The sequence below is a fragment of the Streptomyces sp. NPDC056734 genome, assembly GCF_042790455.1.
In the GTDB taxonomy this organism is placed as follows: Bacteria; Actinomycetota; Actinomycetes; order Streptomycetales; family Streptomycetaceae; genus Streptomyces.
Window position 1 is genome coordinate 99,009 of record NZ_JBHTZD010000009.1, and the last position, 26,588, is coordinate 125,596.

A 26,588-nucleotide genomic window follows, 5' to 3' on the forward strand; every position below is an offset into this window, starting at 1 on the left:
ACTCCCCTGCTCAGGCGAAGGCCCCGGGATCATGGTCGAAAGCCTTGCCGCCAGGATAGGAAACCAGCTCGAACTGCATCCCCCAGGGCGCCAGGAAGTAGACCCAGCGCTGTCCCTCGCTGGCCCCCCGGCTGGTGGTCGGCTCGCCCAGCACCCGCAGCCCGCGCCGGCGCAGATCGGCCACCGCCGCGTCCAGGTCCTCCACGTACAGGGCGACATGGTGGCCGCCGACATCGCTGTTGCGCGGGCCCCTGGTGCGCTGGTCCGGGGCCTCGTACGCGAAGACCTCGAAGACCGCCTGTCCGCCGAGCCGGTAGAAGTGCAGCCGGCGCATCACGGCCCGGTCGTCGACGTCCAGGTGGGTGCTCATCCAGTGGCCGTCGTCCTGGTAGGGGCCGAGCGCGTACAGGTACTCGCAGCCGAGCACCTCCACGAAGAACGTATGGGCCTCGTCCAGATCCGGCACCGTGAGCCCGATGTGGTCGAGCCGGGTCAGTCCGGGAATCGCCATGATGCCGCCTCCGCCTTCTTCGATGAATCCGAACGATTGGATCCATTCGGTCTTGCGATCACGTCTCGCTGGGCGCATAGTCTAGGTCATACGACCCCCGAGTGCGGGTCAGTCGCTCGGTAATGGATCCAATCCAGCGCCGCCGACCCCCGCAGCTCCCCACCGTTCCCCACTGTTTCTCACCGTTCCCCGCCGTTTCTCATCGGTCAGTCATCTCCAGGGAGGGCCCATGCCCAGCCGTGATCCGTTGTCCCCCAGCTCGCCCTGGGTGGAGCTGAGCGCCTCGACCGGGGACTGGGACGCCGCCGACCCGGCCCTGCTGCTGGGGATGCTGGGCCAGGGCCTGTGGATCCGCGCCTTCGAGGAGTACGCGCTCGAACTGGCCGGTCAGGGTCTGATCCACGGCCCGGTGCATTCGAGCGTCGGGCAGGAGGGCGGGGCCGTCGGCTCGGTGCTGCCGCTGCGCAGCGACGACTTCGTCAACGGCTCCCACCGCGGCCATCACCAGTTCCTCGCCAAGGCGCTCACCCACGTACTGCCGAAAAAGTCCGACGGACTGCCCGAGCTGAGTGACGACGTGCGCATGGTGCTGCACCGCACCCTCGCCGAGATCTGCGGCCTCGCCGACGGTTTCTGCCTGGGCCGGGGCGGCTCGATGCACCTCCAGTGGCGGGAGGCCGGGGCGATGGGCACCAACGCCATCGTCGGCGGCGGGGTCCCGCAGGCCGCCGGGTTCGCCTTCAACCAGCTGCGCGCCGGGACGGACGCGGTCACGGTGACCTACTTCGGGGACGGGGCCGTCAACATCGGCTCGGTCCTGGAGACCTTCAATCTCGCGGCGGCCTGGAAGCTGCCGGTCTGCTTCTTCATCGAGAACAACCTGTACGCCGTCTCCACCCCCATCGGCGAGGTGACCGCCGAGGCCCGGCTGTCCGGCCGCGGCCCCGGCTTCGGCATCCCCAGCTGGCGGGTGGACGGCATGGACGCGCTCGCCGTGCAGCTGGCGATGACCGAGGCGCTCGCGCACATGCGCGCCGGGCACGGCCCGACCGTCATCGAGGCGGAGGTGTACCGCTACTTCCACCAGAACGGCCCGTACCCGGGCAGCGCGTTCGGCTACCGGGACAAGGCCGAGGAGCAGGCGTGGCGGGCGCGTGACCCGCTGGATCTGCTGCGCCGCCATGTCGTACGGCGCAAGCTGGCCACCGCGCGGGAGGTGACCGCCGCGCAGAAGCAGGTCGCCGCAGTGCTCCGCGAGATCGGCGACACCCTGCTGGAGCAGGACCCCACGGGCAAGCCCGGGGTACGCCGGATCCGCCCCTCGGCCTGGCCGGACCCGGCGCTGGTGGACGTCGGGGTGCGCGGCGATCTGAGCGAGCTGGCGGGCAGCCGCTACGAGGAGGCCGGGACGTTCTCCGGGCAGCTCGCGGAGCGGCGGTTCATCGACCTGGTCAGCGATGTGATCGGGCGCCGGATGGAGACCGACGAGCGGATCGTCGTCCTCGGCGAGGACGTCGACCGGCTGCGCGGCGGCACCAACGGGGCCACCAAGCGGGCCCAGGAGGTGGCCCCGGAGCGGGTGCTCGGGACGCCGATCAGCGAGAACGCGTTCGCGGGGCTCGGCGGGGGCATGGCGATGGACGGGCGGTTCCGGCCCATCGTGGAGTTCATGTACGCCGACTTCATGTGGGTCGCCGCCGACCAGCTGTTCAACCAGGTGGCCAAGGCCCGGCACATGTTCGGCGGCGACGAGGCGGTGCCGTTCGTGCTGCGCTCCAAGCTCGCGGCGGGCTCCGGCTACGGCTCCCAGCACACGATGGACCCGGCGGGCGTGCTCACCACGGCGGCCGGTCTGCGGGTGGTCGCCCCGTCCACCCCCTTCGACTACGTGGGCCTGATGAACACCGCGCTGGCCTGCGAGGACCCGGTCGTCGTCCTGGAACACGTCGACCTGTACACCTCGACGGGCCCGGCACCCGTCGACGACCTCGACTACCGCATCCCGGTGGGCAGGGCGGCCCTGCGCCGCGAGGGCGACGACCTCACCGTCATCTCGTACCTCTCGATGGTCCGTCACTGCCAGGAGGCGCTGGACCAAGTGCCGGAGATCCGGGCCGACCTGATCGATCTGCGCTGGCTGGACCGGGCCTCCCTCGACTGGGACACCATCGAGGCGAGCGTGAGGAAGACCAACCGGGTCCTCATCGTGGAACAGGGGGCGCGCGGGACGTCGTACGGCGGCTGGCTCGCGGACGAGATCCAGCGGCGCCTGTTCGACTGGCTGGACGCCCCGATCGAGCGGGTCACCGGCGGCGAGGCGTCGCCCAACATCAGCAAGGTCCTGGAGCGGGCGGCGATCGCCCGGACCGAGGAAGTCGTCACCGCGCTGCGCGAGATCGCCGCGTACTGAGCCCACGGCCCAAGACCCAGGTAGGAGAAGACCCATGGCAACGCTGCTTCGGGTACCCGAAGTCGCCGCCGGAGCGACGGAAGCCGTCCTGTCCGAATGGCTGGTCAAGGAACACACCCCGTACCGGACCGGCGATCCGATCGTCGTCCTGGAGACGGACAAGGCGCTGGTGGAGGTGGCCGCCGAGACGGACGCCATGCTGCTGCGCACCCTGGTGCCCGGCGGCACGACCGTCGCCGTGGGCGCCCCGATGGCCCTGGTCGGCGACCCGTCGGAGGCGGGCGCGGACGTGGCCCGGCTGCTGGCGGAACTCGGCGTGGACGAGGGGTCCGGCGACGGGGGGTCCGGTGGCGGGGGGTCCGGTGGCGGGGCTTCCGACGCAGGGGGTTCCCCCGGCACGGGATCCGGCGGCACCGGATCCGCCGGCACGGGATCCGGTGGGCCCCACGAGACGCCGGTGGTGCGGCCGGAGACCCAGGAGGCCCCGGCCGCACCGCCGGTCACCACGGACGCCGAGCACGGGCGGGTGTTCAGCAGCCCGCTGGCCCGGCGGATCCTGCGGGCGGCGGACCTGGACATCGGCCAGGTCGGCGGTACCGGGCCGGGCGGACGGATCGTGCGGCGGGACGCGGAACGGGCGGTGGCGGAGGCGGTGGCGGAAGCGGAGCGTACGGCGGCCTCCGCAGCCCCCGAACCGGCCGCACCCGCGACGCCGGTCGCGCTCCCCCAGCCTCCGGCCCCCGCGACCGGCTTCCACGACGTCCCGCACACCCGGCTGCGCCGCGCCATCGCGAACCGGCTCACCGCCAGCAAGCAGACGATCCCGCACTTCTATCTCAGGCGCACGGCCCGGATCGACGCCCTGCTCGCCCTGCGGCAGCAGCTCAACGCGGTGGCGCCACACAAGATCTCGGTCAATGACCTGGTGATCGCGGCGGTCGCGGTCGCGCACCGGGAGGTGCCCGACGCCAATGTGATCTGGACCGACGACGGCATGCGGCGGTTCGAGTCGGTCGATGTGGCGGTGGCCGTCGCCTCGGAGCGCGGGCTGGTGACACCGGTCCTCACGGGCGTCGAGCGGATGTCCCCGAGCGCGATCGCCCGCGAGGTGAAGGACTACGTACGGCGGGCGAACGAGGGCGCGTTGCAGCAGCGGGACCTGGAGGGCGGCAGCATCACGGTCACCAACCTGGGGATGTACGGCGTCGAGGAGTTCTCGGCGATCATCAACCCGCCGCACTCGGCGATCCTCGCGGTGGGCGCCGGCCGCCCGGCACCGGTCGTCGTGGACGGGGCGATCGAGGTCGCCACCCAGATGGCGCTGGTGCTGTCCGTCGACCACCGGGCCATCGACGGGGCGCTGGCCGCCCAGTGGATGGGCGCGCTGATCAACGCCCTGGAGGAGCCGCTGCGGCTGGTCGCCTGAGCGACCGGCACAGGCCGGGCACCACCGCGCGCCGCCGCCCTCGGCCGGGGGACCGAGTACCAGCGCGCGGTGGTGCCCATCGGCGCCGCTCAGTTGTGCGGCTGAGCGGCGCCCTCAGCCGTCGCCGCACTCCGACGCCATCACGGCCACCACCCTCAGCCGTGCGCCTGAGCGACGCCCGCGAGTACCGCCACGCGGCCCCGCCGCCGACGCCGCTCGCCCGTACACCTGAGCAGCACCCTCAACCACCGCCGCACGCAGCCACCACCCTCAGCCACGACGCCGTGAGTACCGCCACGCGGCGATACCGCCGACGCTGCTCAGCCGTACACCTGACCAGCCCCCACAGCCACCGCCGCACGCCAACGCCACCACAGCCACCACAGCCACCACCCTCAGCCACGCCACCTGGCAACGCCCATGAACACCGCCGCGCGGCGCCGCCCGGCCCTACACCTGAACGGCGCCCTCAACCACAGCCACCACCCTCAACACCGCCACCCGGCCCCGCCGTCGACGCCCGCACCACCAGCCGTACGGGGAGCAGGACCGTCTTCGCCAAAGGCGCGGGCGTGCCCCGCTCCTCGTTGCGGTCGAGCTGTTCCAGCAGCAGGCGGGCGGCCTCCGCGCCCAGGTCGAGGTGCGGCACGTGCACGGTGGTCAGCGGTGGCTGGAACTCGTCCGCGAACTGCATGTCGTTGAAGCCGACCAGGGAGAGATCCTCCGGGCAGCGCAGCCCCCGGGCGCGGGCCGCGCGCAGGGCGCCGAGCGCGATGAGGTCGTTGCCCGCGCAGATCGCGGTGGTGGCGGGGTACCGGTCGAGCAGGTCCCGGGTGGCCCTCTCCCCCGCCGCCACCGTGTACGCCTCGCTCTCCACCACCGGCGCCGCCCCCGGGCCGATCCCGGCGGCCTCGGCCGCCACGCGGAACGCCTGGGCGCGGATCACCCCCGTCGACATGGACGACGGCCCCGCCACATGGCCGACGGCCCGGTGCCCGAGGCCGGTCAGATGCTCGACGGCGAGGGTCATACCGGTGGCGTCGTCGCCCGCGACCCACGGCAGCAGCCGATCGTCGGTCCGCCGGTTGACCAGCACGATCGGGACGCCCGCCGCCCGCGCCCGGTCCAGCAGAGCGTGTTCGCGCCGGGCGGTGGCGACGATGAAACCGTCCACCTGACGCCCGCGCAGCGCGTCGAAACCGGCGCGCTCCTTGGCCTCGTCGTTGTCCGTGTTGGCCAGCAGCGCGGTGTAGCCGCGCGGGCCCAGCGCCTCCTCTATCCCGCGCACGATGGGCGGGAACAGCGGGTTGGTGAGGTCGGGGAGCAGCACGCCGACGGTGAAGGAACGGTTGGTGCGCAGACTCCGGGCGGCCGAATTGGGGGTGAACCCGAGCTGCTCGGCGGCCTGGCGCACCCGCCGGGCCGTCGCCGCGTTCACCAGAGCGCTGGTGCTGGGGCCGAGGGCACGGGAGGCGGTGGCCTTGTGCACCCCGGCGAGGGCGGCCACGTCGGCGATGGTCGGGCGTTTGTTCACCCCGGCAGTCTAGGGACAATCGGGTACTCGTAACAATCGGTTGCATCTCACCCTCTTGACAGCACCACGGGAACGGGACAACGATGAATGCAATCGATTGCAGAGCCGTGGAGATGACAAGCCAAGCCCGTGGAGCCGGGGCGGGGCCGTCCCGGGACCCGGCAGGCACTTCTCGCACCGCGATCGCAACCACCATCGCAACCACCATCGCAACCGCCATCGCACACGGGCATCGCATCCCCCGGCCGCCCCGAGCCGTTCTCGAAGATCTCCCCGGGTTCTCCCGACGTCCCGGGTTCTCCCGAAGTGAGGAAAGACCATGACGTACGTCGCCACCGACCGCCCCCGCATCGGCTGGATCGGAGCCGGCCGGATGGGCTACCAGCTGGCCGCCCGGCTGCTGGACGCCGGCCATGACGTGGCCGTGTACAACCGGACCCGGGCCAAGGCCGAGCCGCTCGCCGAGCGGGGCGCCACGATCGTGGACCGGCCCGACCAGCTCGCCGACCGGGACGTGGTCTTCGTGATGGTCTCCGCCTCCGCCGACCTCCGGTCCGTCACCACCGGCCCCGGCGGGGTGCTCACCGCGGGCTCCGCGCCCGGCGTGCTGATCGACAGCTCGACCGTCTCCACCGAGGCGTCCGCGCTCGTCCGCGACGAGGCCGCCAAGCGCGGCACCGACTTCCTGGCCGCCCCGGTCAGCGGCAACCCCAAGGTGATCGCCGCCGGCATGCTCACCGTCGCCGTCTCCGGACCCCGTGAGGTCTACGAGGCCGTGGAGCCGCTGCTGAACCTGCTCGGCCGGGGTGTCACCTACGTCGGCGACGACGAGGTGGCCCGGCTGGTGAAGATCGCGCACAACGTGTTCCTGGGCGTGGTCACCCAGTCGCTCGCGGAGATCACGCTGCTCGCCGAGAAGGGCGGGGTGCGGCGCGCGGCCTTCCTGGAGTTCCTCAACGACTCGGTGATGGGCTCCGTCTTCACCCGGTACAAGTCGCCCGCGCTGGTCAGCCTGGACTTCACCCCGACCTTCACCAATGTGCTGCTGCGCAAGGACTTCGACCTCGGACTCGCCGCCGCCCGCGAGCTGGAGGTCCCGATGCCGGTCGCCGCCGCCACCGCCCAGCTCGTGCAGTCGGCGGTGGGCGCCGGACACACCGCGGACGACTTCGCCACCCTGATCCTGGAGCAGGCCCGCCGCTCCGGCGTCACCCTGGAACCGGAGGGCACGGCGGTGGACGACGGCCTGACGGAGGACGACGGCCTGACGGAGGAGACCCGATGACGACCCACACGACCACCACACCGACCACCACACCGACCACCACGGTGAACACCACCGCGAGCACCTCCGCGAACGGCACCGCGACCACCCCCACGACCACCCCCGCCCGCCCCCTCCCCGCCCCCGGCCACAGCGCGGTCGACTACGAGACGCGCGTCGACTACGACCGGCTGCGCGCCTACCGGCTGGCCCGTACCCGCGCCGCGCTGGACGCCAGTGAGTGCGGTGCCTTCCTGCTCTTCGACTTCTACAACATCCGCTACTCCACCCAGACCTGGATCGGCGGCGCCCTCGGCGACAAGATGACCCGCTACGCGCTGCTGACCCGCGACGGCGGCGACCCGGTGCTGTGGGACTTCGGCTCCGCCGCCCGCCACCACCAGCTCTACGCCCCCTGGCTGAAGCCGGAGAACTCCCGCGCCGGGATGCTCGGCCTGCGCGGCGCCATCGCCCCGGACGCCGGGCTGATGGAGTCGGCCGTACGCGAGATCAAGGGCATGCTCCAGGACGCCGGAGTGGCGGACCTGCCGGTCGGCGTGGACATCGTCGAGCCGCCGTTCCTGTTCGAGATGCAGCGCCAGGGCCTGCGGGTCGTCGACGCGCAGCAGCTGATGCTGGACGCGCGGGCCATCAAGTCCTCCGACGAGATCGCCCTGCTGTCGATGGCCGCGGCCATGGTCGACGGCGTCTACCAGGACATCGTGGATGTGCTCAGGCCCGGCATCCGGGAGAACGAGATCGTCGCGCTGGCCAGCAAGCGGCTGTACGAGATGGGCTCGGACCAGGTCGAGGCCATCAACGCGGTCTCCGGCGAGCGCTGCAACCCGCATCCGCACAATTTCTCCGACCGGCTGATCCGCCCCGGCGACCAGGCGTTCTTCGACATCATCCAGTCGTACAACGGCTACCGGACCTGCTACTACCGCACCTTCGCGGTGGGCAGCTCCACCGCCTCCCAGCGGGATGCCTACACCAGGGCCCGCGAGTGGATGGACGCGGCGATCGCCGTCGTACGGCCGGGGATCGGCACGGACGACGTGGCCCGGGTGTGGCCGGCCGCGACCGAGTTCGGCTTCCCGAGCGAGATGGCCGCCTTCGGGCTCCAGTTCGGGCACGGGCTGGGCCTCGGGCTGCACGAGCGGCCCGTGATCAGCCGGCTCAACAGCCTGGAGCATCCGGTGGAGATCGAGGAGGGCATGGTCTTCGCGCTGGAGACCTACTGCCCGGCCTCGGACGGCTTCTCCGCCGCGCGGATCGAGGAGGAGGTCGTCGTCACGGCCGACGGTCCGCGGATCCTCACCAGGTTCCCGGCGCAGGACTTGTTCGTCGCCAACGCGTACTGAACCGCATACCCGGCGAAAGCGCCCCCTTCGAGCCGGTCGCCGGTCTCGGCCCTCCCCGGAGACCGGCCACCCGAGAGTCACCCACTTCGACCGCGCGGAAGGCGATACAGCGGTGAGCGCACACCACCCGGGCTCCGCCGCCCGGCTCCGGATCGAGAGAGTCCCCACCGACCTGTTCATCGGCGGCCGGTGGCGGCCCTCCGGCGACGGCGCCCGGTTCGACGTCCTGGACCCGGCGACCGGCGACCAGCTCGCCGATGTCGCCGCCGCGACCCCCGAGGACGCGCTGGACGCCGTCGCCGCGGCCGATGCCGCGCTGCCCGGCTGGGCGGCGCGCCGCGCTCCGGGAGCGGGCCGAGCTGCTACGCCGGGCCTTCGACCTGATGACCGCGCGGGCCGAGGAGTTCGCCGAGCTGATCGTGCTGGAGAACGGCAAGACGCTGACCGACGCCCGCGCGGAGGTGGCGTACGCCGCCGAGTTCTTCCGCTGGTACGCGGAGGAATCCGTACGCACCCTCGGCAGCGTCCGGACCGCGCCCTCCGGCGGCAACAAGATCCTCGTACTGCGCCAGCCGGTCGGGGTGTCGGTGCTGGTCACGCCGTGGAACTTCCCGGCCGCGATGGCCACCCGGAAGGTCGGCCCGGCGCTCGCGGCGGGCTGCACGGTGATCCTGAAGCCGGCCACTGACACCCCGCTGACCGCGCTCGCCGTCGCCGCCCTCTTCGAGGAAGCGGGGGTGCCCGCCGGGGTGGTGAACGTGCTGCCCTCCCGGCGTTCGGGCGCGGTGGTCGGCACGATGCTGGACGACCCCCGGGTGCGGAAGCTGTCGTTCACCGGCTCCACCGAGGTCGGCCGGACCCTGCTGGCCGCCGCCGCCCGCACGGTCGTCAACTGCTCCGTGACTGGCGCCCCCGCGCGAATGCGCGCGGGCTTCCTGTGTCGGTGGCTACGCCACGTCGCAGAGGACCAGCCCGGCCCTGTTGAGGACGTTCATCGCGCCGACGTGGTCCGCGTGCGCGGTGTATCTGCACGCCGTGCACCAAAACTTCGCCTGGGTGACACGGTTCTCCCTCGCGGTGTGCCCGCAGGACGGCCACGTGCGGGAGGTGTTGGCGCGTCCACCGCGACCGCCCGCTGACCGGCACCCGGTGGGCCCCGCACACGGCGTGAGCCGCACTGCGGTCCTGTGCGCGGAGCCGTACGTCACACGCGCTGCGGCACGCCCAGTTCGAACCAGGTCGTCTTGCCCCGGCCGGCCGGTGAGCTGCCCCACGCCGACGCCAGCGCGTCGACGATGAGCATGCCCCGGCCGGATTCGGCCTCGGCGTCCCCGGTCGCCCCGGGCCCGAGGTCGGCGACCAGCAGCGGCGGCCGGGGGTCGCTGTCGCGGACCTCGACCCGCAGATGGTCGGGGTACTCCCGCAGCCGTACGTCGACATCACTGTCGGCGTGCACCAGCGCGTTGGTCACCACCTCGGTGAGCAGCAGTTCCAGCTCGTCCTGGAGCCCGGCGAGCCCCCAGCCGGGCAGCAGTTCGTGCAGATAGTGCCGCAGGCGGCGGACGTGCCGCAGATCCCGGCGCTGCACGAAGACCTGGGCGACATGCCCGTACGGGCCCTCGCTGTGTCCGTCGTAGCGCACCAGCAGCAGCGCGAGGTCGTCGTCGCGCAGGGCGGCCGAGCCGGCGGCCCCCACCAGCCGGTCGGCGAGGATCTCCAGGTCCTCGTCCCGGCCGTCGGCGAGGGTGCTGTGCAGCAGGGCCACACCGGTGTCGACGTCCCGGTGGCTGAGGGCGAGCAGGCCGTCGGTGTAGAGGGCGGCGACGGAGCCGGGCCGCAGCGCGAACTCCGTCTGGCGGTAGACGGAGTCGGCGTCGACGCCGAGCGGCGGGCCGACCGGGACGTCGAGGGCGACGCCCTCGCCCTGCGGGCCGCTGATCACGGGGACCGGATGACCGGCGCAGGCGATGGTCGCCGTACCGGTGTCGAGGTCGAGCCAGAGGCAGCAGCAGGTGGCGAAGTGGTTGGTGTCGAGCGCGGCCAGCAGCCGGTTGCTGCGGTTGAGCACCCCGGCGGGGTCGTGGCCCTCGGTGGCGTAGGCGCGGACCGCGCTGCGGAGCTGGCCCATGGTGCCGCCGGCCTCCAGGCTGTGGCCCTCGACGTCCCCGATGACGAGCCCGACGCCGCTGCCGACGGGCAGCCGGATCATGTCGTACCAGTCGCCGCCGAGCTGGGCGCCCGCGTCGGCGGGCAGATAGCGGGCGGTGGAGACGATCTCCGGGAGGTGGGGCAGGGTGCGGGGCAGCAGTCCGTGCTGCATGCTGCGGGCGATCAGGTGTTCGCGCTCGTAGGCCCGCGCCCGCTGGAGCGCCTGGCCGACCTGGCCCAGCATGATCATGAGGACGGAGAGGTCGGCGTCGTGCAGGGTGCAGGACCGTTCGGCGGCCAGGACACAGCAGCCGACCGCTTGTCCGTCGGCGATCAGCGGCAGGAAGAGCCAGCTGCTGGAGTCGTCGTCGTAGCGGTCCAGTCCGGGGTAGGCGCGGTGCAGCGCGGTGGCCGACGGGAAGGACAGCAGGCGCAGGCCGACGGTGGTGTCCGCCTCCGGGCAGTGCCCGGTGAGCACCAGTCCGTCGAGGCCGCGCAGCTCCGGGCGGGCGAATCCGGCGGTCCCCACCACCCGTAGCCGGCCCCGCTCGGTCAGGCACAGGGCCATCGCCCGGCCGCCGAAGGGCCGGACCACCTCGGACAGGCTGGTGGCGACGACGTCCCGGACGCCCTTGGCGGCGGTGAGGCCGGTGGCCAGCCGCTGGAAGCGGTACAGAAAACCGGTGCTGGAGGCGGGGCCCCACTCGGGGCCGGGGTTCTCGGGGTTCTCGGGGTTCTCCGGGATGAACACGGGGGCGGGGGGCGGCTCCAGCCGTGCGCCCTGTCCGGCCAGCGCCTCCAGTTCGAGGGCGAGCCGGTCGGCGGCGCCGGTGAGGTACTCGACGGTCTCGGCGGTCAGTGCGCGGGGCGGCGCCCAGCGCAGGGTCAGGGTGCCGAAGCGGTGCCGCTGGGTGCGCAGGGGCACGGAGATCGCGATCATCGCGTACGGCACGTACTGGATCATCGCGGGTTCGCTCCGGACGAGACTGCGGACGCGTTCGTTGTCCCAGATCACGGGCTTGCCGGTGCGATGGGCGACGGCCGTGGAGAACCGCTTGTCGTCGGTCGGCATGCCGGGGGTGAGGGTGAAGCCGAGCGGGGTGTCGACGGCCATCGCGGGCAGCAGCATCGCGGGTTCACCCAGGTCACCCTCGGTGAGGCCGACGGGACCGCCGGTCACCAGATAGGCGGTGCTGGTACCGGGGTGCAGCCGGGCCTGGATAGCGCGCAGGGCGGCGGCCAGACAGGCGTCCCGGCGCGCGTTCAGCAGGGCCACGCGCCGATCGGTCCGCAGGGCGGCATCACCACCCATACCACCTATATCGCCGATACGGTCCATACCGTCCATGCTTTCCATGCTATGCCCCGGTGCCGCGCCGAACTCGGTACGGCAGACGGCCCCTCGGGCCGGGCGGACCGGCCGAGACCGACTGGAACCGAGTGGAACCGGCGAGGGCCGGTGGGGCCGCCCGGCCGGGGTGCCGGGATGTATATCCCGGTATGTACCCTGCCGCCGGTCCAGGCAGACCATCGGCACGGACATACCGCGATCCCGGCTGCACGGACCGCACCGCGGCGTCGGCGTCGGCATCGGCATCGGCATTGCGGTGAGCCGCCTCGCCGTCACCCCGATGGGCCAGAACCGCCCGGCCGCACAGCACGATGGCGGCGACCACCAGCACCACGAACGCCGGCATCACCACCCGGGACGAGAAGAACAGCCCGGCCACGCCCAGGCCCACCACGGGACCCGAGACCGATGCAGGCGCCCAGGAAGAACCCGGAGGGGACCTCGGCCCGGGACCCGGGCGGGGCGGCCGAACCGGCGGCGGCCGGCGCGCCCCGAAAGGCGAGCCCGCCGCGAAGGCGACCAGGCCGGCCACGGCGTGCGAGTCCCGGTGCAGGGTGTCGACCAGAAAGCTGGGAGCCGACGAGGTGAAGACGCCGAACACGGAGAGGGCGGCAAGCCAGGTCGCGGTGCGGCGAAGAACAGCCGGCCTGCGCCGCACGGTCGCGGTCGAGGTCGCCACATCCCGACGGGCGTCGAACTGGTCCGCGCGGGCTTCGGCTTCGCCTTCCTCAGCCGCTCACCGCTCACCGGCCACCGGCTCCCGGCCACCGGCTCCCGGGGCCTGACCCCGCGCCCGGTCCACCCGCAGCCGCTCTTCGTGACCTCCCTGGTGACAGCGGCGGGCCGCCGCCCGTCGGCGGCGGCCCGCGCACGGATCACCCTCGTGCGGACGGCGTACCCGGAGTCCTGGTCGGGGCACCCGCCGGAGCGGGTGCTGCCACGCTCAGCTCTCCAAGTCGTCGTCGCCCTCGTCGCCTTCCTCGTCGTAGTGGATGACCCCGTCCTCGTCCATCCGGGGGTGGATCCGGCTGGGCGGGTGGGGGTCGGACTCGGTGTCGGTCGGGCGCGGGCCCTCGGGACCGTCGGGGCCCCAGCGCAGCAGCCGGCGGGCCCGGCAGATCCGGTGGACGCAGCCCCCGATCTCGACCTGGTTGGCGCGTTCGGCCCGGAGCCGGTCGGCGGCCCGGACGTACTCGGCCAGCTTGCCGACCATCTCTTCGTCGCCCTCGGCGGACACCGTACGGGCGTCGGCCATGGGGGCCTCCGTCTGCCAGGGGATCAGCCCCCGCTGGCGTGGCGCGAACCAGGTCAGGGAGAAGTCCAGGGCCCGGCGGGCGTCATGCGCGGTGGTGTGCAGGCTGCCGCCCATCTGCCAGCCACCCGCCGACCCGTTCTCCAGCATCCGCCCCTCCACGACCCGGAACGCCGCCGGCATCAGCAGCACATCGGGATGGGTCCGCAGCGCCCGCCGCGACTCGTCGCGCACCCGCTGGGGGAACCGCTTCCCGGTGTACGCCAGGTCACGCAGCATCAGCCGTTCCGCAGCCTGTACGGGCGTGAGGGGCGCCTCCGGGTCCAGCACCAGGTCCGCGTCGACCCGCCGCTCCTTGGTCGCCCGCTCCCAGTCGGGGTCGGCGGGTTCCGGGTCGGTCGGCCGGGGCTGCTCTATGCCGTCCGGCCCCGCACCCGCGTACTCCTCGGCCCGCACCACCCGGTAACGGGTCCCGAGCACGGTGAGTTCATCGACGCGCTCGCGCTCCAGCCGGTCGACCGCCGCGAGCAGCGCCCGCCGCTCCTCCCGGCTGCCGGCCTCGTTCCGCGCCCGGTCCCACAGCCGTGAGTTGAGGCTGTCCCGGGCCTCCTGCGGAAAGCCGGCCGCGACCGGGACCACCACCCGCCAGCGCGGCGCCTGCCCGGCGTCCTGCGCGGCCACCCCGAACAAGGGTCCCCGCACCAGCATCGTCCGCGCGTTCAGCGAGGCGTCGTACGCGTCGGCCTCCACGACCGCCTCCACCGGATCCTGCGGCTGCCGCACCACGATCGGCCACATCCGCCCGTCCTGACCCCTGACGTCGTCGCTGCCGCTGTCCTTGCCACTGTCCCTGCTGCTGTGCCCATACCCCATACCCTCATCCTGCCGAGCACGGCAGCCGCTATTCACGATTTTCCCGATTCCCGCCCCGGGACCACCCGGCCGGGGTGTCGGTCCCCCGCCCCGGCGGTACCGCGTGGGTGAATCAGCGCATGCGAAGGCAGCTCCGGCGCGCGGGCCGGTACGTGGTCGCGTACGTGCGCAGCGCACCCGGTACCTACATCTGGCTGGCCGTCCTCCTCGTCACCACGGTCCTGCTGCACTACATGTCACCGGACTTCGAGACGGACTTCCTGCGGCAGCGGTCCACGAACATCCACGAGCTGAGGACCGACCCGGTGCGGGTCCTGATCTCCAGCGCACTGTGGATCGACGGCGGCGGCTGGCTGTCGTACGCGGTGCTGTACAGCGTCTTCCACGCGCAGGCCGAACGCTGGCTGGGCACCGCGCGCTGGCTGCTGGTGGCGTTCACCGCGCACGTCCTGGCCACCTACATCAGCCAGGCCACCCTGGCCTGGGCGATCCGCCAGGGCCTGGCACCGCACTCCGCCGTGAACACCCTCGACATCGGGGTGAGCTACGCGCTGGCGGGCGTGGTCGCGGTGCTGACGTACCGGATCACCGCCCCCTGGCGGTACGTGTATCTGGCGGGCGTCCTGGCGGTGTTCACGCCCCCGCTGTTCATCAGCCGCACCTTCACCGACGTGGGCCACTTCACGGCCGTCCTCATCGGGCTGGCCTGCTACCCGGTGACCTGGGGCCGGGCCCCGGCCTGGAACCCGGCGGCGAGCTTCCGCCACTGGGGGCAGCGCCGGCGGCGGAAGGAGAAGTAGCCACGGACGGACGGACGGCCCGCCCGCCACCCCGGGAGGCCCCCGTCGTCACAACCCCGCGATCGCGTTCCACCGCTTCCCGAACTCCACCCGCTCCTGCGAGGTGATGTCCCGGGCGATGGACAGCCGCTCGCGCATGACGTCGTCGGGGAAGATCAGCGGGTCCTCGGCGAGGGCGGCGAGTTCCTGGTCCTTGGAGGAGGCGAGGATGTCACGGGCGGCCGGGACCGGGCACACATAGTTGACCCACGCGGCCAGTTCGGCGGCGACCTCGGGCTCGTAGTAGTGGTCGATGAGCTGTTCGGCGTTGGCCTTGTGGGCGGCGAGGTTGGGGATCATCAGGGACTCGGCCCACAGTTCGGCGCCCTCCTCGGGGACGACGAACTCGATGTCGGGGTCGTCGGCCTGGAGCTGGATGACATCGCCGGAGTACGCCTGACAGGCGAGGACGTCCCCGCTGGAGAGGTCCTTGATGTAGTCGTTGCCGGTGAAGCGGCGGATCTGGCCGCTGCGGACCTGCCGGTCGACCTGGTCGCAGATCCGGTGGAAGTCGTCGGCGGTCCACTGGGTGATGTCCACGCCATTGCCCAGCATCAGCAGCGCGAACGCCTCGTCCAGCCCGGACAGCAGGGTCACCCGCCCCTTGAGGTCGCTCTCCCACAGGTCCGACACCCGCCGGATCTCCCGGCCCACCCGGCGCCGGTTGTAGGCGATGCCGGTGATCCCGGACTGCCAGGGCACGGTGTACTTGCGGCCGGGGTCGAAGGCGGACGAGCGCAGCAGGGGATCCAGGTATCGGGTCACATTCGGCTGGCGGGCGCGGTCCATCTCCTGCACCCAGCCCAGCCGGACGAACCGGGCGCACATCCAGTCGCTGATGACGATCAGATCGCGGTCGGTGGCCTGGTGGTTCATCAGGGACGGGCTGATCTTGCCGAAGAACTCGTCGTTGTCGTTGATCTCCTCGACATAGTCGACGGAGATCCCGGTCCGCTGCTCGAACGCGTCCAGCGTCGGCCGCCTGGTGGCGTCCTCGTCGTCGGTGTCGATGTACAGCGGCCAGTTGGCGAACACCAGCCGCCGGTCCTCCTCGGACCGATCGGCCCCGCCCCGATCCCCGGCCGCCACATAGGCGGCGGGCACCCCACACCCGGCAAGCGCCCCCAGGGCAACACCCCCACCAAGCCCACGCAGCAGACTCCGACGAGACACCCCGGAAGCACTCATAGCCAGCATCCCCGCAGCATGCGCCGCCTCCCGAACCTCGGGCAACAGACGCAACGTCAAGCGAACGGCACTGTCCAAGACACCTTGTCGAAGACGCCCCTGCAAGGGGCGCGGGGAACTGCGCGACCAGCCACAACGGTCCCGCAGTCCCCCGCGAAAGATCAGCCACCCAGTACCTCGGACAACACCTCAGTCCAGAGAAGTCATCACATGCTTGATCCGGGTGTAGTCATCAAACCCATAGCCGGAAAGGTCCTTGCCATACCCCGACTTCTTGAACCCCCCATGCGGCATCTCCGCCACGAGAGGAATATGCGTATTGATCCACACGCACCCGAAGTCCAGCACCTTGGACATCCGCATGGCCCGCCCGTGATCCTTCGTCCACACGGAGGACGCCAGCGCGTACTCCACGCCGTTCGCCCACTGAACGGCCTGCGCCTCGTCGGAGAAGGACTGGACGGTGATGACCGGCCCGAACACCTCGTTCTGGATGATCTCGTCGTCCTGCTTCAGCCCGGACACCACGGTCGGCGCGTAGAAGTACCCGGTCTCACCGACCCGGTGGCCACCGGCCTGCACCTTGGCGTGCGCGGGCAGCCGCTCGATGAAGCCGGAGACCTGCCGCAGCTGGTTCGGGTTGTTCAGCGGCCCGTACAGCACCTCCTCGTCATCCGGCTGCCCGGTCTTCGTCTCGGCGGCGGCCTTCGCGAGCGCGGCCACGAACTCGTCGTGGATGGACTCCTGGACCAGCACCCGGGTCGCGGCCGTACAGTCCTGGCCCGCGTTGAAGAACCCCGCGACGGAGATGTCCTCGACGGCCTTGGCGATGTCGACGTCCTCGAAGACGACGACCGGCGCCTTGCCGCCCAGCTCCAGATGGACCCGCTTGACATCCTTCGCGGCGGACTCGGCGACCGAGACACCGGCACGCACCGAACCGGTGATGGAGGCCATCGCGGGCGTGGGGTGCTCGACCATCAGGCGCCCGGTGTCGCGGTCGCCGGTGATGACGTTGAAGACACCCTTGGGCACGACCGAGCCGATGAGTTCGGCGAGCAGGACGGTGGAGGCGGGGGTGGTGTCCGAGGGCTTGAGGACGACCGTGTTGCCCGCGGCGAGGGCCGGGGCGAACTTCCACACGGCCATCATCATCGGGTAGTTCCAGGGCGCGACCTGCGCGCAGACGCCGACCGGCTCACGGCGGACGATCGAGGTCATCCCCTCCATGTACTCACCGGCCGAGCGGCCCTCCAGCATCCGCGCCGCGCCCGCGAAGAAGCGGATCTGGTCGACCATCGGCGGGATCTCCTCGGTGCGGGTCAGCCCGATGGGCTTGCCCGTGTTCTCCACCTCGGCGGCGATCAGGTCCTCGGCGCGCTCCTCGACAAGGTCCGCGATCTTCAGGAGGGCCTTCTGCCGCTCGGCCGGGGTGGTGTCCCGCCACGCCGGGAACGCCGCGGCGGCGGCGGCCATGGCGGCGTCGACGTCGGCCGGTCCGGACAGCGGGGCGGTCGCGTACGCCTCGCCGGTGGCAGGGTTCACCACCTCGGTGGTCCGCCCGTCGGCGGCGTCCCGGAACTCTCCGTCGATGTAGTTGCGCAGACGACGCAGCTCGGTGCTCACTGCCGGCCCTCCAAGTGTCGGTGTCCCATGTCCAATGGCTGAGACACCCAGACTAATCGGAATGCCGACGGTTTCAACACCCCTCGCCGCATCAGAGCTGCGAAATCCGCAAACTTGGACGCCATAATCAACGAAATTCATTGCGCAGCTCTTGCTAAACGGTCGAGACCTCGGGCACAGTGAGCTGCGTGGCCAGTCGAAGCGCAGAGCCCAGGGGCTCCAGTCAGTCCAGAACCGGGAACGGCAGTCCCACTCTGGACGATGTCTCCCTCGCCATCATCGAGCAGCTCCAGGAGGAGGGCAGGCGGCCGTACGCCGCGATCGGCAAGGCCGTCGGCCTGTCCGAGGCGGCCGTGCGCCAGCGCGTCCAGAAGCTGCTCGACCAGGGAGTGATGCAGATCGTCGCCGTCACGGACCCGCTCACCGTGGGTTTCCGCCGGCAGGCGATGGTCGGCATCCATGTCGAGGGCGATGTGGAGTCCGTGGCCGACGCGCTGACGGACATGCCCGAGTGCGAGTACGTGGTGATGACCGCGGGCTCGTTCGACCTGATGGTGGAGATCGTCTGCGAGGACGACGACCACCTGCTCGACGTCATCAACCGACGCATCCGGGCCATCCCCGGCGTGCGCTCCACCGAGAGTTTCGTCTATCTGAAGCTCAAGAAGCAGACCTATATGTGGGGAACCCGATAACCCGTGAGGACCCGATAACCGTGAGCACCAAGGACCTCAGCAAGAGCGCGTACGACCACCTGTGGATGCACTTCACCCGCATGTCGTCCTACGAGAACTCCCCCGTCCCCACGATCGTGCGGGGTGAGGGCACCTACATCTACGACGACAAGGGCAAGCGCTACCTCGACGGTCTGGCCGGTCTGTTCGTGGTCCAGGCCGGTCACGGCCGGGTCGAACTCGCCGAGGCCGCGTCCAAGCAGGCGCAGGAGCTGGCGTTCTTCCCGGTGTGGTCCTACGCCCACCCGAAGGCCGTCGAGCTGGCCGAGCGCCTCGCGCACCACGCGCCCGGCGACCTGAACAAGGTCTTCTTCACCACCGGTGGCGGCGAGGCCGTCGAGACCGCCTGGAAGCTCGCCAAGCAGTACTTCAAGCTCAAGGGCAAGCACACCAAGTACAAGGTCATCTCCCGCGCGGTCGCCTACCACGGCACCCCGCAGGGCGCCCTGTCGATCACCGGCCTGCCGGCCCTCAAGGCCCCCTTCGAGCCGCTGGTGCCGGGCGCGCACAAGGTGCCCAACACCAACATCTACCGCGCCCCGATCCACGGCGACGACCCCGAGGCGTTCGGCCGCTGGGCCGCCGACCAGATCGAGCAGGAGATCCTGTTCGAGGGCCCGGAGACGGTCGCCGCCGTCTTCCTGGAGCCGGTGCAGAACGCGGGCGGCTGCTTCCCGCCCCCGCCCGGCTACTTCCAGCGGGTGCGCGAGATCTGCGACCAGTACGACGTCCTGCTGGTCTCGGACGAGGTCATCTGCGCCTTCGGCCGGCTCGGCACGCTCTTCGCCTGCGACAAGTTCGACTACGTCCCGGACATGATCACCTGCGCCAAGGGCATGACCTCGGGCTACTCCCCGATCGGCGCGTGCATCATCTCCGACAGGCTCGCCGAGCCGTTCTACCAGGGCGACAACACCTTCCTGCACGGCTACACCTTCGGCGGCCACCCCGTGTCGGCCGCGGTGGCCCTCGCCAACCTCGACCTGTTCGAGCGGGAGAACCTCACCCAGCACGTGCTGGACAACGAGGGGGCGTTCAAGTCCACCCTGGAGAAGCTGCACGACCTGCCGATCGTCGGCGACGTCCGCGGCAACGGCTACTTCTACGGCATCGAGCTGGTGAAGGACAAGGTCACCAAGGAGTCCTTCGACGACGAGGAGACCGAGCGCGTCCTGTACGGCTTCCTGTCCAAGGCGCTGTACGACAACGGCCTGTACTGCCGGGCCGACGACCGCGGCGACCCGGTCGTCCAGCTCGCCCCGCCGCTGATCTCCGACCAGTCGACCTTCGACGAGATCGAGCAGATCCTGCGCGCCACCCTCACGGAGGCGTGGACCAAGCTGTAGGCCCCAGCCACCTCCAGTGGCAGCGGCAGTGGCACAGCCACCTGGCTTGTGATCTTCCTTCTGGATGATCATTTCCGGCCCCGGTGCCGTCCGTTCGAGTGAGAAACGGCGGCCCGGGGCCGCGTGCTGTCCGGCCCCGCCGCGCCCAGTCCCTAGCGTGCCCAGTGACCGATCGGCCCAGCCCTCCTTCCCCCGCCCGGGGAGACGGCCACGGGAGACCCGGAAACCCGGACGATCCGAACTGAGGTGTACGCCCATGGAGGCCCCGCCGGACAACGATGTGCTCTGGGCCCGCTCCCTGCACTTCACCCACGACGACGGCTCCCCCGCGCTCAGCGGGGTCTCGCTCGGCGTCCAGGAGGGCGAGATCCTCGCCGTCGGCGGCCCGCGCGGCAGCGGCAAGACCTCCTTGCTGCGCTGTCTGTCCGGACTGGCCCGGCCCCGGCAGGGCGAGGTCTGGTTCAACAGCGTCCCCGTGCACACCATGGGCCCGCTGGCCCGGGAACGGCTGCGCCGCGACCGGTTCGGCTGGATCGACCCGGCCCCCGTCCTCGTACCGGAGCTGACCGTCTGGGAGAACGCCGCGCTGCCGCTGATGCTGCGCGGCACCAGCCGGCACCGGGCCAAGACCGCCGCCCTGGAGTGGCTGGAACGGCTCGACATCGGTGACCGGGCGCGCAAGTACCCGCACCAGCTCAAGCAGGCCGAGCGGCAGCGCGCCTGTATCGCGCGCGCCCTCGCGCCCGCGCCCTCGGTGCTGTTCGCCGACGAGCCGACCGCGCCGCTGCACCGCGCCGACCGGGCCCATGTGCTGCGCACCCTCACCACGGCCGCCCGCTCGCACGGCATCACCGTGCTGCTGGCCACGCACGACGCCGAGACCGCCGCGCTGGCCGACCGCACCGTCGCGCTGCTGGACGGGCGGCGGGTGCGCACGGTCCATCTGCCGCCGGTCGCCGAGGCGGAGGAGGGCCGGGCCGCGTGCTCGCTGTCCGTCTGAGCCGGGCCGGCCGCCCGGCCGTCCAGCTGCGCCGGCTGCTGGTCGCGGCGGCCTCCGGCGGTACCGGTTTCCTGCTGCTGTGCATCCTCGGCCACGCCATGAGCCACCCGGGCAACGCGACCGGGTCGGCGCTGCGGCTGGCCTGGTGCCTGGTGCCGATCGCCGCGACCGTGCAGTTCGCGGTGGCGGTGGCCCGTACCGACCCGGGCACCCGGCCGCGTCCCGGGCTCTCCGCGATCGGCCTGGGCCCGGCCCGGCTGATGGCGGTCTCGGCGACCACCACCGCCCTGTCGACCGTGCTGGGCTCGATGCTGGCCCTGCTCTTCTTCCTCCATCTGCGGGGCGATCTGACCGGCATGCCGTTCGACGGCGCCGCGGCCGACGTCCTCGCCGCCGGCCGTCCCCTGCCGCTGCCCGCCGCGCTCACCCTGCTCACCGTGATCCCCGTGGCCGCCTCCGTCACGACGGCCCTCGTCCTGCGCCCGCGCGAGCCGGGGGCCGCGCGGCGCAGGGCCCGGAACTGGTGGCACGAGCGCCGGACGGCCGCGGCACAGACCGCGCACGCCGCACACGCCGTGCAAGCCGCACGGGCCGCGGAGGTCGCACGGATCGCGGAGGCACAGGCGGCCGCGGAGGCGGCGCCCGGGATCGACCCGGACGGCGCTCCCGGCAGCACCCCGCAGCCGACAGCCCGCGAAACCGGCCAGATCCCCGCGCCCGACAAGGCCCCCACCGGTCTCCCCTGGGGCGTCGCCGTGCTCGCGGCGGGGCTCGCGGTGGAGGCGTACGCCACCCGGGTCACCCCCGGCACCGACGCCACCACCCTGCCCGGCGGGCTCGCGGCCGGGCCGGTCAGTGTGCTGGTCGGCTGGACCCTGACGGCCGTGGGGCTGGCCCTGGCCGGACCCGGTCTGACCCATCTGTGCGGGCGGCTGCTCCAGGCCGGACGGCCCGGCGCGCTGCGGCTGCTGGCGGGCCGGGTGCTGATGGCCGAGGCGGGCCGGATCGGCCGACCGCTCGGCGTGGTCTGCGCGGTCGCGTCGGCGGGGTTCGCGACGGCCGCCCTGCGCGGCCCCGGCGGCGCGGACGAACCGGTCTTCGGCCCGCTCACCACCCTCGGGGCGCTGCTGGTGGCCGGCTGCACCCTGGCCACGCTGTGCACGGCCGCCGTCGAGGCCCGGCACGCCCGCGCCGACACCACGGCCGCGCTGCTGCGGCTCGGCGCCCCGGCCGCCACCCTGCGCAGCGCGGCGGCCCTGCGCGCGGGCGCCCTGCTGGCCCTGTTCGGACCGCTCACCCTGGTGGTGGCCCAGCTGGCGGCACAGCCGCTGCTGCCGTGACGGCCGGTCGAACGGAATCGAAAAAGGACCGCCCCCCGGCGAAGAAGATCGGCGCCCGGCGATGAGTTCCCCGCCCCGCCCGGGTCTACCCCATCGAACACGACAACACCGATGGGAGAGATCCGCATGTACCAGCAGATGATCTTCGTGAACCTGCCCGTGAGCGACCTCGACGCCTCGAAGAAGTTCTTCACCGAGCTGGGCTACCCGATCAACCCCCAGTTCAGCGATGACAACACCGCCTCCGTGGTGATCAGCGACACGATCGTGGCGATGCTGCTCACCAAGGAGTTCTACGGGACGTTCACCAAGAAGGAGATCGCGGACGCGACGAGGACCAGCGAGGTGCTGATCGCGCTGAGCGCCGAGAGCCGCGAGAAGGTCGACGAACTGGTCGACGGGGCAATCGCGGCGGGCGGCACCGCCACCGGCGAGACCCAGGACCAGGGCTTCATGTACGGCCGCGCCTTCGACGACCTCGACGGCCACACCTGGGAAATCGTCTGGATGGACCCGGCGGTCGTGGAGGGCTGATCCACGCCTCCCCCGCATCCACCCAAACACCGGGCTCAGCAAAGACATCTCAAAGAGGGTGGATCAAACGGACAGGGGGATTGACGGTCCTTACGGGACGCTTATAGAGCTATGAGCCTCAAGGGGTGCCGTCTTCACGGCGACTCCCTCAACCCCCCGCATTTTCAGATCCCGTAAGGACAAACGTGTCCATATCCCGCCGCACCGCACGGAGTTCCGTGCGTGCCCTCGGTGTCGCCGCCGCCGCGGCCGCACTCGCGCTCAGCGCCGCGGGCAACGCGCTCGCGTGTGACATCAGCGAGTTCTCCGCCGCCGCGAACTGCGACGGCAGCAAGGGTGTCATCACCGTCACGGACAAGGACCCGACGGGCGTTTCCGCCACGGTCACGGTCTACCTGGAGAACAACGGCGCCGACGAAAGGCTGGTCGGCAGCCAGGAGGTGAAGGGCTCCCTCGAGGGCGTGACCATCACCTTCGAGGAGGACTGGCAGCCGAACGCGGAGTACCGCGTCCACGTCAAGGCCGGTGACCAGGTCGACGAGGACATCAAGCCGAACCTGGTCACGCCGTCCACCGCGTGCCGGACGGACACCCCGACCCCGACCCCGCCGGAGTCCACCCCGCCGGCCGAGTCGGAGTCCGCGACACCGACGCCGGCCCAGACACCGACACCGACGCCGTCCGCGCCGGAGGAGAGCAGCAGCGCTCCCGCACCGGCCGAGTCGGTGAGCAACGCGCCCTCCCCCGCGGCCGGTGAGTCCAACCTCGCGGAGACCGGCGCGAGTTCCAGCACCGGCATGGTCGCCGGTATCGCCGGGGCACTGGTCGTGGTCGGCGGCGGCTCCGTCTTCCTCGGCTTCCGCCGCCGGGGGACGGGCGAGGGTCGCTGACCCCGTACGACCTGTGCGCTGACCCCGTACGGCCTCTGCGCTGACCCGTACGGCCTTGACGCCGTGAACCCGCGGCCCGCCCCCAGCACCACCGGGGACGGGCCGCGGGCATCAGGTACGGCCGGTCACGCCCCCGCGAAGTCGTACACCGCGACCTCCGCCAGCAACCGATAACCCACCCGCTGATACAGCGCGTTGCTGGTCGGGTTGGCCAGGTTGGTGTACAGCACGACGTCCTCGGCGCCCGCGTCGAGCGCCGCCTGGCTCACCGTCACGGTCGCGGCGGCCCCGTAGCCACGGCCGCGCAGAGCAGCCGGGGTGTAGACGGGGTCGATCCGGACCTGACCGCCGATCAGCGGGTTCGCGCCCGCCATGGCGACGGTCGTGCCGTCCGGGGTCTCCCAGTAGGTGTAGTGCTTCTCGCCGAAGCGGGTACTGGCCCAGGTCTCGGCGTTGATGGTGACGTCCTCCTCGAAGTAGGCCGCGAGTTCGCGGCACCACTGCATGAGGTGCTCGTGGTCCGCCTCGCCCACCGGCCGTGCCCGTCCCGCCGGGAAGGGGTCGGGCGGTGTGAGCGTGCCCAGCCGGTACAGCCCCAGCTCGACCCGGAGCGTCGACGCCGCCCCGGTCCGCTGCCGCCAGGCCTCGGTGAAGGCCACGGCGGTGGCCCGCTCGGCGGTGACGAAGGGAACGTACTGCCCGAGCCCGATCAGATGGTCGGCGAGGGTGTCGGTGTGCTCGGGCGCGAGGGGCGTGACCGAGACCCCACGGTCCGCGGAGATCCGGTAGTAGACGCCGCGCACCTCACCCCCCACCTCCAGCCAGCCCAGCACGGCCCCGTCCGCGCCCTCGACCCGCATCTTCTCGGTCACCGTCAGGGCCGTGGTGTGCAGCCCGGGGCGCGACCGCAGAAAGTCCCCCGTCCGCTCCAGAAACTCATCGATACCTTTCGCAAGCCGCCAGCTCATCCGAATGTCGCCCTCTCCAGCCAGTGGTCCAGCACTTCCCGCTCCCCCACGACCTCCACCGCACCGCCCTCCAGCGGCACCCGCCGGTAGAACGCGAGCATCACCTCCGTCAGCGGCCCCCGCAGCGCCACGCTCGCCTTCTCGTGCCCCCGCCGCCAGACCACCCCGCCGGGCGCAAGCTCGATCACCCACTCGGCGTTCAGGCCCGCCGCGTCGGTGGCGTGCAGATGAATGCTCCGGCCCTCGCCGCCCCGCAGCTCACGCGCCGCGTCATGCGGATCGTCGCGCTGCACGAACGTCACGATCTCCAGCCACTCGTCGATCGCGTCGGCCGCGACCTCCCCCGCCACCTCGTACGGCACCCCCGCCGCCAGCGCCGCGTCCGCCCGGTGCACGGTGATCTCATGGGTCATCCGCCGCGCCCAGAACGCGGCCGTGTGCACCCCCGCCCACCCCCACACCACCGCGTCCGGCCCCGCCTCGCGCAGGGTCCGTACGACGGACTCCCCGCCCCGCGCGAACCACTCCCCCAGCGCCACCGCGTCCCCCCGCGCCGCGGGCCCGGCACCCTCGGGCACCCGCTCCGCGGGCACCTCCGCGCTCGCCCGGGTCCGCACGGTCACCTCGACCCAGCGCAGCGCCTCACCCATGTGCCGGGTCAGTTCCTCCAGCGTCCAGTCGGGGCACGTCGGCACGGTGGCGGCCAGGTCCGTACCGGGCGCGGTCACCAGATCCGTGAACTGCCGTACCTGAAGGGCGATCTCGTCGCAGTAGCGGTCGTACGCGAGCAGTGTCATGCCCCGCACCCTATGACCAGCGCCTTCGCCCCGGCACCACGATTTACGGCCCGCCGCCGCAGCCCAGCGGCGGGGTGTACGACCACCCGCTCCAGCCCGACGTCACGTCCACGCCCAACCCCGCGAAGCCACCCCCACGGCCACCCCCACGCCCCGCACGGTCAGCCCCCCGCCCCCAACACCACGACCTCCGCCGCATCGAACTCCACCCCCACCACCGCCCCCACCTCGGGCGCGTCCCGCAGCGCGCACGCCGCCTCCAGATCCGGAGCACCCCCCTCCGGCCGCAGCCGCACGGCGACATGCGTGCCCTTGAAGGTCCGCCCCACCACCGCACACGGCAACCCCTCCCCGGCGCCGACCAGCCGCACCCCGCCCGGCCGCACCAGCACCTCCACGGCCCCCTGGGCCGCCCCCGCGGGCACCGGCAGTTTCCCCCACGCGGTGTCCGCGGCCTGCCCGCTCACCGTCGCCGGGACCACATTGTCGAAGCCGAGGAACCGCGCCACGAAGGCGTCGGCGGGCCGCTGCCACACCTCAAGGGGCGTCCCGGTCTGGGCGATCCGCCCGTCCCGCATCACCACCACCCGGTCGGCCAGCGCGAACGCCTCACCCTGGTCGTGCGTCACGGCCAGCACGGTCGTCCCGAGCCGCCCGAACAGCTCGCGCAACTCCACCACCAGCCGCTCCCGCAGCGACCGGTCCAGTTGCCCCAGCGGCTCGTCCAGCATCAGCAGCCGGGGGCTCGGCGCCAGCGCCCGCGCCAGCGCGACCCGCTGCTGTTCGCCGCCGGACAGCTCGGCCACCGCCCGGCCCGCGGCCCCCGGCAGCCCCACCAGATCCAGCAGCTCCGCCACCCGGGCCCGCTGTTCGTCCCGCGACGCCCCCCGCATCCGGGGCCCGAACGCCACATTGCCGCCCACGTCCCGCTGGGGGAACAGCTGATGGTCCTGGAACATCAGCCCGATCTCCCGCCGGTGCGCGGGCACCCACGCCTGGTCCCGCCCGTCCAGCAGCACCCGGCCGCCGTCCAGCGCCTGCAACCCGGCGACCACGCGCAGCAGCGTCGACTTCCCGCTCCCGCTCGGCCCGAGCACACACACGGTCTCGTGCTCCTCGACGGCGAGGCCGACCGTATCGAGCACGGCCCGGCCCCCGAGCCGTACCGTCACGTCCTCAAGGGACAGCAGCAT

21 protein-coding genes and 2 pseudogenes are annotated in these 26,588 nt (G+C 72.1%); 13 read left to right on the forward strand and 10 right to left on the reverse strand.

All coding sequences use genetic code 11. From position 1 onward, the window contains the following. Positions 1 to 10 precede the first annotated feature (10 nt). Positions 11 to 511 (reverse strand): VOC family protein, encoded by a 501-nt coding sequence (locus ACFRFC_RS15705; RefSeq protein WP_382689968.1) that lies wholly within the window; start codon positions 509 to 511, stop codon positions 11 to 13. Positions 512 to 740: 229 nt separating this feature from the next. Between ACFRFC_RS15705 and ACFRFC_RS15710 the strand changes: the two genes are divergently transcribed. Beyond that, positions 741 to 2,921 (forward strand): thiamine pyrophosphate-dependent enzyme, encoded by a 2,181-nt coding sequence (locus ACFRFC_RS15710; RefSeq protein WP_382689966.1) that lies wholly within the window; start codon positions 741 to 743, stop codon positions 2,919 to 2,921. 34 nt (positions 2,922 to 2,955) lie between these two features. Next, entirely contained in the window at positions 2,956 to 4,347 is a 1,392-nt protein-coding gene (locus ACFRFC_RS15715) for a dihydrolipoamide acetyltransferase family protein (RefSeq protein ID WP_383112622.1), read from the forward strand. A 469-nt stretch (positions 4,348 to 4,816) separates the two neighbouring features. On the opposite strand, the gene ACFRFC_RS15720 is transcribed toward ACFRFC_RS15715, so the two are convergent. Continuing rightward, the gene (locus tag ACFRFC_RS15720; protein ID WP_382689960.1) at positions 4,817 to 5,881 is read right to left on the reverse strand and encodes a LacI family DNA-binding transcriptional regulator; all 1,065 of its coding nucleotides are present in this window, start codon (positions 5,879 to 5,881) and stop codon (positions 4,817 to 4,819) included. A 319-nt stretch (positions 5,882 to 6,200) separates the two neighbouring features. On the opposite strand from ACFRFC_RS15720, the gene ACFRFC_RS15725 reads away from it, so the two are divergent. The 4 genes and pseudogenes from ACFRFC_RS15725 (at position 6,201) to ACFRFC_RS15740 (ending at position 9,648) form a co-directional block, all read left to right on the forward strand. Then, a complete protein-coding gene (locus ACFRFC_RS15725) occupies positions 6,201 to 7,166 on the forward strand; it encodes an NAD(P)-dependent oxidoreductase (RefSeq protein WP_382689958.1) in 966 nt (321 codons plus the stop codon). Further along, positions 7,163 to 8,509 (forward strand): M24 family metallopeptidase, encoded by a 1,347-nt coding sequence (locus ACFRFC_RS15730; RefSeq protein WP_382689956.1) that lies wholly within the window; start codon positions 7,163 to 7,165, stop codon positions 8,507 to 8,509. Before ACFRFC_RS15725 ends, ACFRFC_RS15730 begins: the two co-directional genes overlap by 4 nt. 112 nt (positions 8,510 to 8,621) lie before the next feature. After that, positions 8,622 to 8,780: pseudogene (locus tag ACFRFC_RS15735) on the forward strand (hypothetical protein); the annotation flags it as partial. 112 nt (positions 8,781 to 8,892) lie between these two features. Beyond that, complete coding sequence (locus tag ACFRFC_RS15740; RefSeq protein WP_383112623.1) at positions 8,893 to 9,648, forward strand: aldehyde dehydrogenase family protein; 756 nt, start codon at positions 8,893 to 8,895, stop codon at positions 9,646 to 9,648. On the opposite strand, the pseudogene ACFRFC_RS15745 reads toward ACFRFC_RS15740, so the two are convergent. From ACFRFC_RS15745 to ACFRFC_RS15755, 3 genes and pseudogenes are all read right to left on the reverse strand, one after another. Further along, positions 9,547 to 9,783, reverse strand: a pseudogene (locus ACFRFC_RS15745) (hypothetical protein); the annotation flags it as partial. The gene ACFRFC_RS15740 and the pseudogene ACFRFC_RS15745 sit on opposite strands and share 102 nt — an antisense overlap. Further along, positions 9,714 to 12,005: a SpoIIE family protein phosphatase gene (locus ACFRFC_RS15750; protein WP_382689952.1), complete on the reverse strand. Its 2,292-nt coding sequence runs from the start codon at positions 12,003 to 12,005 to the stop codon at positions 9,714 to 9,716. The gene ACFRFC_RS15750 and the pseudogene ACFRFC_RS15745, both read right to left, overlap by 70 nt. A gap of 946 nt (positions 12,006 to 12,951) precedes the next feature. Further along, a complete protein-coding gene (locus ACFRFC_RS15755; protein WP_382689950.1) occupies positions 12,952 to 14,133 on the reverse strand; it encodes a DUF5954 family protein in 1,182 nt (393 codons plus the stop codon). Between the two features lie 119 nt (positions 14,134 to 14,252). On the opposite strand from ACFRFC_RS15755, the gene ACFRFC_RS15760 reads away from it, so the two are divergent. Next, the gene (locus ACFRFC_RS15760) at positions 14,253 to 14,933 is read left to right on the forward strand and encodes a rhomboid-like protein (protein ID WP_382689948.1); all 681 of its coding nucleotides are present in this window, start codon (positions 14,253 to 14,255) and stop codon (positions 14,931 to 14,933) included. 48 nt (positions 14,934 to 14,981) lie between these two features. Here ACFRFC_RS15760 and ACFRFC_RS15765 read toward each other — a convergent pair whose 3' ends face one another. Further along, positions 14,982 to 16,169, reverse strand: coding sequence for a spermidine/putrescine ABC transporter substrate-binding protein (locus ACFRFC_RS15765; protein ID WP_382689946.1), 1,188 nt, complete (start codon positions 16,167 to 16,169; stop codon positions 14,982 to 14,984). A gap of 180 nt (positions 16,170 to 16,349) precedes the next feature. Next, the gene (locus ACFRFC_RS15770) at positions 16,350 to 17,786 is read right to left on the reverse strand and encodes a gamma-aminobutyraldehyde dehydrogenase (RefSeq protein ID WP_382689944.1); all 1,437 of its coding nucleotides are present in this window, start codon (positions 17,784 to 17,786) and stop codon (positions 16,350 to 16,352) included. A 188-nt stretch (positions 17,787 to 17,974) separates the two neighbouring features. On the opposite strand from ACFRFC_RS15770, the gene ACFRFC_RS15775 reads away from it, so the two are divergent. The 6 genes from ACFRFC_RS15775 to ACFRFC_RS15800 all read left to right on the forward strand — a co-directional run bounded on the left by ACFRFC_RS15775 (position 17,975) and on the right by ACFRFC_RS15800 (position 23,630). Beyond that, entirely contained in the window at positions 17,975 to 18,481 is a 507-nt protein-coding gene (locus ACFRFC_RS15775; protein ID WP_382689942.1) for an Lrp/AsnC family transcriptional regulator, read from the forward strand. Positions 18,482 to 18,501: 20 nt separating this feature from the next. Further along, a complete protein-coding gene (locus ACFRFC_RS15780) occupies positions 18,502 to 19,866 on the forward strand; it encodes an aspartate aminotransferase family protein (protein WP_382689940.1) in 1,365 nt (454 codons plus the stop codon). A gap of 256 nt (positions 19,867 to 20,122) precedes the next feature. Continuing rightward, a complete protein-coding gene (locus ACFRFC_RS15785; RefSeq protein ID WP_382689938.1) occupies positions 20,123 to 20,866 on the forward strand; it encodes an ABC transporter ATP-binding protein in 744 nt (247 codons plus the stop codon). After that, positions 20,848 to 22,206 (forward strand): hypothetical protein, encoded by a 1,359-nt coding sequence (locus ACFRFC_RS15790; RefSeq protein WP_382689936.1) that lies wholly within the window; start codon positions 20,848 to 20,850, stop codon positions 22,204 to 22,206. Before ACFRFC_RS15785 ends, ACFRFC_RS15790 begins: the two co-directional genes overlap by 19 nt. Positions 22,207 to 22,332: 126 nt before the next feature. After that, positions 22,333 to 22,740 (forward strand): VOC family protein, encoded by a 408-nt coding sequence (locus tag ACFRFC_RS15795; protein ID WP_382690131.1) that lies wholly within the window; start codon positions 22,333 to 22,335, stop codon positions 22,738 to 22,740. 185 nt (positions 22,741 to 22,925) lie between these two features. After that, positions 22,926 to 23,630, forward strand: a complete 705-nt coding sequence (locus ACFRFC_RS15800) for an LAETG motif-containing sortase-dependent surface protein (RefSeq protein ID WP_382689934.1) — start codon at positions 22,926 to 22,928, stop codon at positions 23,628 to 23,630. A gap of 125 nt (positions 23,631 to 23,755) precedes the next feature. Here the strand turns inward: ACFRFC_RS15800 and ACFRFC_RS15805 are convergent, their stop codons facing one another. From ACFRFC_RS15805 to ACFRFC_RS15815, 3 genes are all read right to left on the reverse strand, one after another. After that, positions 23,756 to 24,598 (reverse strand): GNAT family N-acetyltransferase, encoded by an 843-nt coding sequence (locus ACFRFC_RS15805; protein ID WP_382689932.1) that lies wholly within the window; start codon positions 24,596 to 24,598, stop codon positions 23,756 to 23,758. Beyond that, positions 24,595 to 25,395, reverse strand: a complete 801-nt coding sequence (locus tag ACFRFC_RS15810; protein WP_382689930.1) for a maleylpyruvate isomerase family mycothiol-dependent enzyme — start codon at positions 25,393 to 25,395, stop codon at positions 24,595 to 24,597. The genes ACFRFC_RS15805 and ACFRFC_RS15810 overlap by 4 nt, the downstream gene beginning before the upstream one ends. A 161-nt stretch (positions 25,396 to 25,556) precedes the next feature. Further along, a complete protein-coding gene (locus ACFRFC_RS15815; RefSeq protein WP_382689928.1) occupies positions 25,557 to 26,588 on the reverse strand; it encodes an ABC transporter ATP-binding protein in 1,032 nt (343 codons plus the stop codon).

Coding starts and splice junctions, on each gene's coding strand:
- ACFRFC_RS15725 (WP_382689958.1), top strand. CDS start 6,201: ATGACGTACGTCGCCACCGACCGCCCCCGCATCGGCTGGATCGGAGCC.
- ACFRFC_RS15755 (WP_382689950.1), bottom strand. CDS start 14,133: ATGGGGTATGGGCACAGCAGCAGGGACAGTGGCAAGGACAGCGGCAGC.
- ACFRFC_RS15805 (WP_382689932.1), bottom strand. CDS start 24,598: ATGAGCTGGCGGCTTGCGAAAGGTATCGATGAGTTTCTGGAGCGGACG.
- ACFRFC_RS15815 (WP_382689928.1), bottom strand. CDS start 26,588: ATGCTGCTGTCCCTTGAGGACGTGACGGTACGGCTCGGGGGCCGGGCC.
- ACFRFC_RS15715 (WP_383112622.1), top strand. CDS start 2,956: ATGGCAACGCTGCTTCGGGTACCCGAAGTCGCCGCCGGAGCGACGGAA.
- ACFRFC_RS15795 (WP_382690131.1), top strand. CDS start 22,333: ATGTACCAGCAGATGATCTTCGTGAACCTGCCCGTGAGCGACCTCGAC.
- ACFRFC_RS15710 (WP_382689966.1), top strand. CDS start 741: ATGCCCAGCCGTGATCCGTTGTCCCCCAGCTCGCCCTGGGTGGAGCTG.
- ACFRFC_RS15760 (WP_382689948.1), top strand. CDS start 14,253: ATGCGAAGGCAGCTCCGGCGCGCGGGCCGGTACGTGGTCGCGTACGTG.
- ACFRFC_RS15705 (WP_382689968.1), bottom strand. CDS start 511: ATGGCGATTCCCGGACTGACCCGGCTCGACCACATCGGGCTCACGGTG.
- ACFRFC_RS15750 (WP_382689952.1), bottom strand. CDS start 12,005: ATGGACGGTATGGACCGTATCGGCGATATAGGTGGTATGGGTGGTGAT.
- ACFRFC_RS15785 (WP_382689938.1), top strand. CDS start 20,123: ATGGAGGCCCCGCCGGACAACGATGTGCTCTGGGCCCGCTCCCTGCAC.
- ACFRFC_RS15740 (WP_383112623.1), top strand. CDS start 8,893: ATGACCGCGCGGGCCGAGGAGTTCGCCGAGCTGATCGTGCTGGAGAAC.
- ACFRFC_RS15730 (WP_382689956.1), top strand. CDS start 7,163: ATGACGACCCACACGACCACCACACCGACCACCACACCGACCACCACG.
- ACFRFC_RS15810 (WP_382689930.1), bottom strand. CDS start 25,395: ATGACACTGCTCGCGTACGACCGCTACTGCGACGAGATCGCCCTTCAG.
- ACFRFC_RS15765 (WP_382689946.1), bottom strand. CDS start 16,169: ATGCTGGCTATGAGTGCTTCCGGGGTGTCTCGTCGGAGTCTGCTGCGT.